The sequence below is a fragment of the Rhizobium sp. SVR5-9E genome (assembly GCF_056755095.1).
In genome coordinates this window covers 1-9,285 of the sequence record NZ_JBNDHS010000153.1, presented here as the reverse complement: position 1 = coordinate 9,285, position 9,285 = coordinate 1, and the positions used below count along the sequence as shown (strand labels likewise).

Here is a 9,285-nt window from a genome sequence, read left to right as displayed (position 1 = left end):
TGAAGAAGGTCGCTCAGGAAGTCGCCAACTGGGACCGTACCCAGGGCCACAACAAGATGCAGTCCATGCTCCAGGCCAATCCCGACATCATCGGCGTGATCTCGGGCAATGACGAAATGGCGCTCGGCGCAATCGCTGCGCTGAAGGAAGCCGGCAAGCTTGCCAACATCAAGGTCGGCGGTTTCGATGGTTCTCCAGACGCCGTTGCTGCGATCAAGGCCGGCGAGCTCCAGTACACCGTTCTGCAGCCGGTCGCCGTTTTCTCTGAGGAGGCCGTCAAGCAGGCAGACAACGTTATCAAGACTGGCAAGACCGGCGCCGAGAGCGAAAAGCAGCTCTTCGATTGCCTGCTGATCACGAAGGATAACGTCGACAAGTACACGGGCCCGTTCGTTCTCGCCCAGTAATCATATGAGGGGACGCCGGCAGCGGCGTCCTCTTCTCCTTCCGCGCGGGTCTCATGAACGCTCATTGCCGTGACCCAGCGGGGAAGGCGGCACCGTGCAGCCGCTCCTTTGGTCTCCTGCTTTGCCCTGGTACCGCATTCGCAGTAGGAGATCTGAGATCCACGGAATTTGGCAGAGAGGCTAACGTGACACAGAAGATAAGCGTAGGAGCACTCCTGCCGGACGAGTTGCCGAGCGACAGCCGGCATACCCGCCAGCTCGTTCGCCGGCAAATGATCGCAGAGGCGGTCATGGCGGAAGGCTCGATGCGCATCGAGGACCTGACCGATCGCTTCGGAATAAGCCTGATGACGGCGCACCGCGATGTGGACGAACTGGTCAGCCGCGGTCTGTTCCGGAAGACGCGCGGCATTGTCACGGCCGCCGCTACCAGCCTGATCGAATCGAGCGATGTCTACCGTTCGAGCCGCCAGTCGGCGGAAAAAAAGATGATCGCGAAAGCCGCGATGCAATTTGTCGAGCCGGGGCAGGCGATCTTCTTCGACGATTCCACCACGGTGCTTCAAATGGCCGCCCACCTGCCGGCCAAGGTCCCGCTGACGGCGATCACGAACTCGCTCACCCTCATGAACGCGTTGAAGGGAATGCACGATGTCACGCTGCTGGCCCTCGGAGGTCAGTACTACAATTGGTGCAATGCTTTCATGGGGCGCATGACGATCAACGAAATCAACAGGCTGAGGGCGGATGTGGCATTCATTTCCATGTCCGCGATCACCGACGACATCGTCTTCCATCAATCGCCGGAGCTGGTCGATACAAAACGGGCAATGTTCGATTGCGCCGTCAAACGCATCCTTCTCATGGACCACACCAAATTCGAGCGGCGCGCGTTGCACAGCTTCGCGGCGCTGACAGAATTCGACGTCGTCATCGTTGATGACAAGACGCCGGCCGTTCATGTCGATCGCATGCGATCCAAGGATATCAATGTCGTGATTGCCAAGAACGACGAGGTCCGGTCCTGAATCTGCGCATGCGCGATGCCGTCGTCCAGCGGTTCATGCGTATGCCGGTCCGTCGTTTTCACCAGTGGGAGTAACCTGAATGCCGAGTCTGCTCGGAATCGATAGCGGCTTGACCGTGACCAAAGCGGTGATTTTCGACGTCGACGGTACGCCGATCGCCGTGGCGCGCAGGCGTGTTACGCAGTTCATGCCCAAGGCCCGCCACGTCGAGCGGGATATGGACGAACTCTGGAACGCGACAGCCGACGCAATCGCAGAGGCCGTGCGCCTCAGCGATCGCCCCGCGAGCGACATTCAAGCGGTTGCGGCCACTGCCCACGGTGACGGCATCTATCTGCTTGATCGGTCCCGCAAGCCGCTCGGGCGCGGGATCCTGTCGCTCGACAGCCGGGCAGGATCCGTCGTCGACCGCTGGCTGGGAAGCCGTGTTGCGGACGAAGCTGTAAGGCTGACCGGGCAGCTTCCGCATGTCTCCGCGCCGTCAGCCCTTCTCGCCTGGATCAAGGAAAGGGAACCCTCCCGTTTCGAACAGATCGGTCACATTCTGAGCTGCAAGGATTGGCTGCGCTTCTGCCTTACAGGCGAGATCGGCACCGACCGGACGGAAGCAAGCACGTCCTTCACGAACGTCGAAACCCAGGATTATTCGGAAGACGCGCTTCGGCTGTTCGGGCTGGGCGAGTTGAGCCACGCTTTGCCGCCGGCGTCTCGTTCTGACGAGATTGTCGGACGTGTCACGCGTGCCGTCGCGGAACGGACAGGCCTGGCGGAGGGGACTCCCGTGGTCGCCGGTCTTCACGACGTCACCGCGTCCGCTTTGGGCGCTGGCGGTTATGCCTCTGGCGTGGTCACCGTCATAGCCGGCACCTATTCGATCAACGAGACCTTGTCGAGCGAACCGAGCGTCGACAAGCGGTGGTTTTGCCGTAACGCCATTGCGCCCGGACAATGGAACAACATGTCGATTTCGCCTGCGTCGACGGCCAATTACGATTGGTTTCTCGACAAACTGTGCAGCACTGAGCGCATGAGCGTCGAGGCGGCCGGACAGTCGGTGCATGCGCTGCTTGCGCCTGAAATCGAAGCAGCGTTCAGCCGTCCATCGACAGCGCTTTTCCACCCTTATCTCTTCGGCTCTCCCTATGGCGCCTCGGCGAGCGCAGGGTTCTTCGGGCTCGGTGGATGGCACGACAGGGGCGACATGTTGCGCGCTGTCCTGGAAGGCATCGCCTTCAACCACAAGATCCATGTCGACGCACTGCGCGACGGTTTCGAATTCTCCGAGGCAAGGCTCGCCGGCGGTATTTCACGCAATCCAACCGTCGTGCAGATGTTCGCCGACGTTCTCGGCATGCCGGTCACCGTGACCCAGACGGACGAGGCGGCGGCCTGGGGCGCAGCGCTCTGCGCAGGCGCGGGCGTCGACCTCTATGCCGACCCGCAAAGTGATCCGCGCGAGGGCGGCACGATCGGCAGAACCTGCTATCCCGATCCATCCCGCAGCGCGGACTATCAGGTTCGATATAGCCTGTTTCGCGAGATTGCCGATGCGATGGCGCCGATCTGGCCGAAGCTCGGAAAGCTCGTCCCGTCCGAAACCCAAGAGTAGAGATCGAAGCCGCCGCACGCTCGGCGCTTCCAGACAGTTCACCAGGACAATACATCAATGACCGATATCGCCACCGATCTGGAACAGCGTTTTGCGCGGCTTCAAGAAAACGACATCGACGTCGTCATTCTCGGGGCAGGCGTCAACGGGGCGGGATTGTTCCGCGACCTGACCGCCCAGGGCGTCAACTGCCTCATCGTCGATAAGGCCGATTTCGGCTCGGGAACGAGCGCGGCACCGTCGCGACTCATCCACGGCGGCCTCAAATATCTCGAGACCGGTGAGTTCGGGCTGGTTGCCCAGTCAACGCTCGAACGGAATTTGCTCCTCAAGAATGCGCCGCACTGCGTCGACCCCTTGCCGACGTTCATTCCCATTTTCTCCTGGACGCGCGGCATATGGGCGGCATTGCGGACTCTGATTGGCTCGACGACTGCACCACGCAGCCGCGGCGCTCTTCTCGTGAAGATCGGGCTCGCACTCTACGACTTCTACGGATCGCGCAATCGCGTCATGCCCCGCCATCGGCTCCTGTTGAAAAAGAAGGCACTGAAGGAGATGCCGCATGTCACCCCGGCAATCGTCGCCGGAGGTATCTATTATGATGCCAAGATCAGCCGGCCGGAGCGGCTCGTCTACGAACTCGTCATGGATGGGCTTGAAGCGAACGGAAACTCGCTGGCCGCGAATTTCACGACGCTGGTTTCCTCAGCGGACGGAAAACTCACCTTCCAGCGATCGAACGGGAGCACTTTTAGCGTTTCTCCAAAACTCGTCGTCAACGCAGCCGGCCCGTGGATCGATCGTGTCAATGAAGCGCTCGGCGCGCCCTCGCGGCTGATCGGCGGGACGAAAGGATCGCATATCCTGCTCGATCACCCGGAGCTCGTGCACAGCCTGAACGGCCATATGATCTATTTCGAAGCGGATGATGGCCGTATCTGTCTGGTTTACAGCTATCTGGGCCTCGCCCTCGTCGGCTCCACCGACATTCCCTGCGACGACCCCGATAATGTTCGCTGCGAAGAGCCGGAGATTGAGTATTTCCTGGACAGTGTGAGATCCCTCTTGTCGGGACTCCGCTTCGAGCGGGAACAGGTAGTCTACAGCTATAGCGGCATTCGCCCGCTGCCGGCATCCGACGCTTCTTCCCCGGGCCTGATCAGCCGCGACCACTCAGCCCCGGTGATGGAGCCACAGGCAGGACGGCCTTTCCCGATCATCTCGCTTGTCGGGGGCAAATGGACGACATTTCGCGGTTTTGCGGAAGAAGTTGCGGATCTTGCGCTCAAACGTCTTCAACGCGGCCGGAAGCAATCGACGCAGAACCTCGCCATCGGCGGCGGCAGAAATTTTCCGGGAAGCCCTGCGGCTAGAGCGGATTGGATACGAGCGACCGCGGCAAAAACCAGTGCAGACCCGAAGAGAGTGGACCAACTTTTGGCGCGGTATGGCACCACAGCTTCGGCGATCCTTGAACATACGTCAGCCTATGCCGACGCCGAACGCCTTTCCGGTGCTGTCCACTACAGCTTCCTGGAAATCGATTGGATCGCGCGGCAGGAGATCGTCGTGCATTTGTCCGACATCGTGCTCAGGCGCACCACGCTTGCGATCGAGGGAACGCTGACGATGGAAGGGCTGCGTGAGATCGGCAGGATTGCCGCGGCGGCTCTTGGATGGACGGATGAGCGGCTCGCCGTGGAAATCGACGACGTTGTGACGTCGCTGAAGACCCTTCACGGGCAGAGCCTGCAGGAAACCGCAGGCAAAAACGTCAGCGGGCGTGCGAGCGCCCGCTGACGTTTCGCTATCAAGAAAAAGTCGGGTCCAGCGCCCCGGACTTATAGCGCTTTGCCATTTCCGAGAGCGGAAGCGGCCGGATGTCCGAAGCCTTGCCGGCCGTTCCAAACTGCTCAAACCGTTCCTTGCAGAGCTTCGTCAGCGCCGCCATTGCAGGCTTGAGATATTTGCGCGGATCGAATTCGCTGGGGTCTTCCTGCAGGACGCGCCGGATCTGGCCGGTCATCGCCATTCGGCCATCGGTATCGATGTTGATCTTGCGGACGCCATTCTTGATGCCGCGCTGAATTTCCTCGACCGGCACGCCCCATGTCGGCTTCATCTGGCCGCCGTACTTGTTGATGATTTCCTGCAGCTCGAGCGGTACCGATGACGAGCCGTGCATCACCAGATGCGTATTCGGCAGCTTCTGGTGAATCTGCTCGATGATGTTCATCGCCAGAACCGAGCCGTCAGGCTTGCGGCTAAACTTGTAAGCGCCATGCGAGGTGCCCATGGCAATCGCCAGCGCGTCGACCTTGGTCTCGCGGACGAATTTGACCGCTTCGTCGGGATTGGTCAGAAGCTGATCATGCGAGAGCTTGCCTTCGGCTCCATGCCCGTCCTCGGCTTCGCCCATGCCGGTTTCCAGTGAACCCAAAACGCCGAGTTCTCCTTCCACCGAGACGCCGCCGAGATGGGCCATCTCGGCGACCTTCCTGGTGACGCCGACATTGTAGTCCCAATCGGCCGGTGTCTTGGCGTCCGCCTTGAGGGAGCCGTCCATCATCACCGATGTAAAACCGGCCTGAATGGCTGTCATGCAGCTGGACGCTTCGTTGCCGTGATCGAGGTGCACGCAGACAGGGATGTGGGGATAGATTTCGACGACCGCATCCATCATGTGCTTCAGCATGATGTCGTTGGCATAAGCTCTGGCGCCGCGCGAAGCTTGCATGATCACCGGCGCATCGACGGCGTTGGCCGCCTCCATGATGGCGAGGGCCTGTTCCATATTGTTGATATTGAATGCGGGCACTCCGTAGCCTTGTTCTGCGGCGTGATCGAGCAACTGTCTCAACGTAATGCGTGCCATCAAGCTCTCCTTCTGAGCAACCTTAGCTGGGTTCAAGATACTGCGTAAATCGTCATTTTAGCGAGGAACGATTGAGACCAAAGCGTTACCATGGCTTCAACGCATATAAATGACCGGCTCAGCGTCGCACGCGAGCACTTGTGGTCCGCTTCGTACAAGGCAGTCTCACATATCACGCGTGGAAATAACTAACAACGAATGATAACAAAATAACAACAATCCAGATACTTTGTTGCGTGCCGTGTGAGAGCATTATTTCGGTCGCGCGGTACTGCGCGCCGACGCTTTCGGCCGGCGCGCAGGCGCGGGTCTGTCCTATACCTGAGCGAGGGCAAGGCTTGCCCGAGCTGCAAGGATAGCCTTGCAGGCATTTGCTGCCTCTTGTCCCTTGATGACGAAATGATCCTTGAAGAAGCGAATGTGCGCTTCCGACTCCTGGAAATTATGGGGCGTGAGCACCGCCGAGAGGATCGGCACGTTCGTATCGAGCTGAACCCGCATCATCGCGTCGAGTACGGTCGCTGCCACGAAATCATGGCGGTAGATGCCGCCGTCGACGACGAATGCACAGCCGACGATCGCCGCGTAATTTCCGGTCCTGGCAAGCATCTGGGCATGAAGCGGAATTTCCAGCGCACCGGGAACGTCGATGATATCGACTTCGGTGCTCGCTCCACCTTGAGCCTGCCACGCTTCGACGAAGGACGTGACGCATTGGTCGACGATATCGGCGTGCCAGCGGGCACGGACGACGGCGATCCGGTTCTGGTTGGGTTTGGTTGCGATAGTCATGTTTTCTGCCTTTCAAGGGTCTGCCGGTTGGGCCGGCGGTTAAGGCCGCTGGGAGCGGCCCGAATATCCCTTGGGCGAACAAGCACGAGAGGCCCTTCCTGCGAAAGGTCCCGCCTGCATGCTCTCTTCCATCCGGACTATACCGTCGGCTCCGGCCTCTCACCGGATCTGCTGACCCTCCAGATGCTGGAGGCGCTCGCGGGCTCCGGGATAAAATCCCGATACCGCCGGTGGGGAATTGCACCCCGCCCTGAGAACGCGGCGAACATAAAGCGAAGAATCTGGGAAACGCAAGATGCACTGAAATCGAAAATCCGGCTCTTCGCGTGTTTCGCTTTCGAACGATGTTCGTCAGCACCAGTGGAGAGCCGGATTTGTTCATCTGGTCTTATTCGGCGATGCCGAGCGAGGCGAGGTAGGCGGCCGACGCCGGGATCTTGGACTTATCCTTGATCTCGATGATCAGGCGGGGATTGCTTTCGAGCTTCGAGAGAGCCGAGAAGATCGAGCGCCAGTGGATGCTGCCTTCGCCGAGGCTCCAATGCCGGTCGGCATAGCCGTCGGCGTCCTGCAGGTGGACGTGCTGCAGGCGGTTGCCGGCGGCGATGACGTAGTAATCCACCGGCGGAGCACCGGTCGAGCTGTGCGCGTAGTGGGCGTGACCCGTGTCGATCGAGACTGCGACGGCCGGGGAGTTGAAGCTGTCGGCGAGCGCCACGCGAATGTTCGGATCGATGTCCTCGATGTTTTCGATGACCATCGTGCAGCCGATGTCTTCAGCCTGCTTGACGGCTTCACTCAACGTCTGGTGGCAATGCTCGACGATGCGCTCGCGCTCGCCGGCATTGCTGTCGAGATTATTGTAGGACCAGGTCGTGTAAGGGCTGTGGACGACCATCTGCGTGGCGCCGAGGGCGCCGCAGACATCGAGGCCCTGCTTCAGTCGCTTGGCGACGACGGCGCGAATATCCGGATCCTGCGAGGCGATGACGAAACCCCAGAACGGACCATGGATGCCAAGACGGCCCTGATAGCCGTCCAGCAATCTCTTGGCGCGAGTGGCAAGGGGCGTCCAGTCGCCGTTGAGCGTTGTCGCATCCACAAAGCTCTGCAGTTCAAGATCGCGCTGCCTTTCGAAGAGCCAATCGCGGTGAATTTCGAGATCGTTGATGGTCATGGCTGCGCCAACGATAGGCAGAGAGGTCATTGGTATGCTCCGATTATCACAGGAAGTATGGGGCGGGGGGCGGCAATGCCCCTTGAATTGTGCAGGCGCTATATGACTGGCATTTATGTCGGGGGTATTACGCTGATGTCACCAATGGGTGACTGCGCCTGCGTCCGCACGGTTCTTGCCGCGCAGACGGGCGAAGGACATACTCGGGGGCGTCTGATCCGGCACTCTTTTGACCGCCGGCGGGATGAATGCGAGGAGGAAAAGCCGATGCCTTTATACCTGACCCGGTTCAGTTATACGCCAGCGACATGGGCGAAGCTCATGAAGAACCCCGAGGACCGCCGAGTGGCAGCCAAGCAGTATATCGAGGCGGTCGGCGGAAAGTTGCACGGCCTCTGGTATGCCCTTGGCGACCACGACGGATACAACTTGTGGGAAGCTCCGGATAACGTCTCGATGGCAGCCACGGCGATCGCCATCAGCGCCGGCGGAGCGGTGAGCTCCTTTCAAACGACTACCTTGCTGACCGTTGAAGAGACGCTCGCCGCCATGCAAAAGGCATCGTCGATCGCGTACCGGCCACCGGGAGAAAAAGGCTAGAACGCTCAGCCCGGCCGAGAGATCATCGAGGACTTGCTTCGAGCGAAGCGAGAACCTCTTCCGCCGCCCTGATGCCGCTCTGATAGGCTCCATGAGCCGTCGAAAAGTCACTGGGGATTGTCGCTTCCCCCGCGAAGAAGACGCGGTTGTCGAATGGACGGCCAAGGGCTAGACGAGACTCCGCATACCCGGGCAGGGCATGGCTATAGCCGCCTCCGATGGAAGGCGTGTCTGACCAGGAGGAGGAGGCGAGGGGGCGAAGCAATGGCCGGACCGACGAACCGAAAAGCGCGGCAAGCTCATCCACAGCCCGCGCGAAGGCGGCATCCGCCCCGCGTGCCGCCGCCGCTCTTGCGCCTGCCCCGCCGAGGAAGCACTCGATCACCGGTCTGCCCAATGGGCGGATGTAGTAGGTGCCGGTTTCCGGATTGCGGGGATTGCCGATAACGTGGCTTTCCGGCTCGAACGGGTTGTTTCCGACGATCTCGAGGAACAGCTTTTCATTGTTGCCGAGGGGCAGGCGGGCGGCCGCCTCCCGCCAGGGGGCGAGTTCCGGCGGCAGAGTAATCGAGCTTCCCGCGAGCACGTTGGTTGAGACCGTCAGGATAACAGCGCGCGGGCGAAGCGTGCCTTTCGGCGTATGAACGTCGACGTGGTGCCCGGCCAGGCTCAGCCGTTCAACGGAGGTGCCGGGATGCACCTGGATTCCTGCTGGCATGGCAGAAGCGATCAGCGTGCCGTAGCCGTCCGGAAGGCGCCAGTTGTTGTTTGTGGAGGCGCGGTTGTAAGCGGCG

The 9,285-nt window shown here is 60.5% G+C and carries 9 protein-coding genes and 1 riboswitch; of the genes, 5 read left to right on the top strand and 4 right to left on the bottom strand.

Annotation, left to right across the window (positions count from 1 at the left end; translation table 11 throughout):
- The 4 genes from ACPYOJ_RS32955 to ACPYOJ_RS32940 form a co-directional block, all read left to right on the top strand.
- Nucleotides 1-407, top strand: a 407-nt coding sequence (locus ACPYOJ_RS32955; RefSeq protein WP_481419997.1) for a substrate-binding domain-containing protein, incomplete at its 5' end; no start/stop codon positions are given.
- Nucleotides 408-592: 185 nt separating this feature from the next.
- The gene (locus ACPYOJ_RS32950) at nucleotides 593-1,435 is read left to right on the top strand and encodes a DeoR/GlpR family DNA-binding transcription regulator (protein ID WP_481419996.1); all 843 of its coding nucleotides are present in this window, start codon (nucleotides 593-595) and stop codon (nucleotides 1,433-1,435) included.
- Nucleotides 1,436-1,514: 79 nt separating this feature from the next.
- Nucleotides 1,515-3,044, top strand: coding sequence for an FGGY-family carbohydrate kinase (locus tag ACPYOJ_RS32945; protein ID WP_481419995.1), 1,530 nt, complete (start codon nucleotides 1,515-1,517; stop codon nucleotides 3,042-3,044).
- Nucleotides 3,045-3,101: 57 nt separating this feature from the next.
- Nucleotides 3,102-4,847 carry a glycerol-3-phosphate dehydrogenase/oxidase gene (locus ACPYOJ_RS32940; RefSeq protein ID WP_481419994.1) on the top strand — a complete coding sequence of 582 codons (1,746 nt, stop codon included), beginning with the start codon at nucleotides 3,102-3,104 and terminating at the stop codon, nucleotides 4,845-4,847.
- 10 nt (nucleotides 4,848-4,857) lie between these two features.
- Here ACPYOJ_RS32940 and fba read toward each other — a convergent pair whose 3' ends face one another.
- The 3 genes from fba to ACPYOJ_RS32925 form a co-directional block, all read right to left on the bottom strand.
- On the bottom strand, nucleotides 4,858-5,922 hold the full coding sequence (fba, locus tag ACPYOJ_RS32935; RefSeq protein WP_481419993.1) for a class II fructose-bisphosphate aldolase: 1,065 nt from the start codon (nucleotides 5,920-5,922) through the stop codon (nucleotides 4,858-4,860).
- Nucleotides 5,923-6,237: 315 nt separating this feature from the next.
- Entirely contained in the window at nucleotides 6,238-6,714 is a 477-nt protein-coding gene (locus ACPYOJ_RS32930) for a 6,7-dimethyl-8-ribityllumazine synthase (protein ID WP_481419992.1), read from the bottom strand.
- A gap of 116 nt (nucleotides 6,715-6,830) precedes the next feature.
- Nucleotides 6,831-6,976, bottom strand: a riboswitch (FMN riboswitch).
- Between the two features lie 126 nt (nucleotides 6,977-7,102).
- A complete protein-coding gene (locus tag ACPYOJ_RS32925) occupies nucleotides 7,103-7,921 on the bottom strand; it encodes a sugar phosphate isomerase/epimerase family protein (protein WP_481419991.1) in 819 nt (272 codons plus the stop codon).
- Between the two features lie 237 nt (nucleotides 7,922-8,158).
- Here ACPYOJ_RS32925 and ACPYOJ_RS32920 point away from each other — a divergent pair, with 237 nt between their 5' ends.
- Nucleotides 8,159-8,491 carry a GYD domain-containing protein gene (locus tag ACPYOJ_RS32920; RefSeq protein WP_481419998.1) on the top strand — a complete coding sequence of 111 codons (333 nt, stop codon included), beginning with the start codon at nucleotides 8,159-8,161 and terminating at the stop codon, nucleotides 8,489-8,491.
- A gap of 22 nt (nucleotides 8,492-8,513) precedes the next feature.
- Here the strand turns inward: ACPYOJ_RS32920 and ACPYOJ_RS32915 are convergent.
- Nucleotides 8,514-9,285: flavin monoamine oxidase family protein (locus tag ACPYOJ_RS32915; protein WP_481419990.1), on the bottom strand; the 772-nt coding region annotated here is incomplete at its 5' end.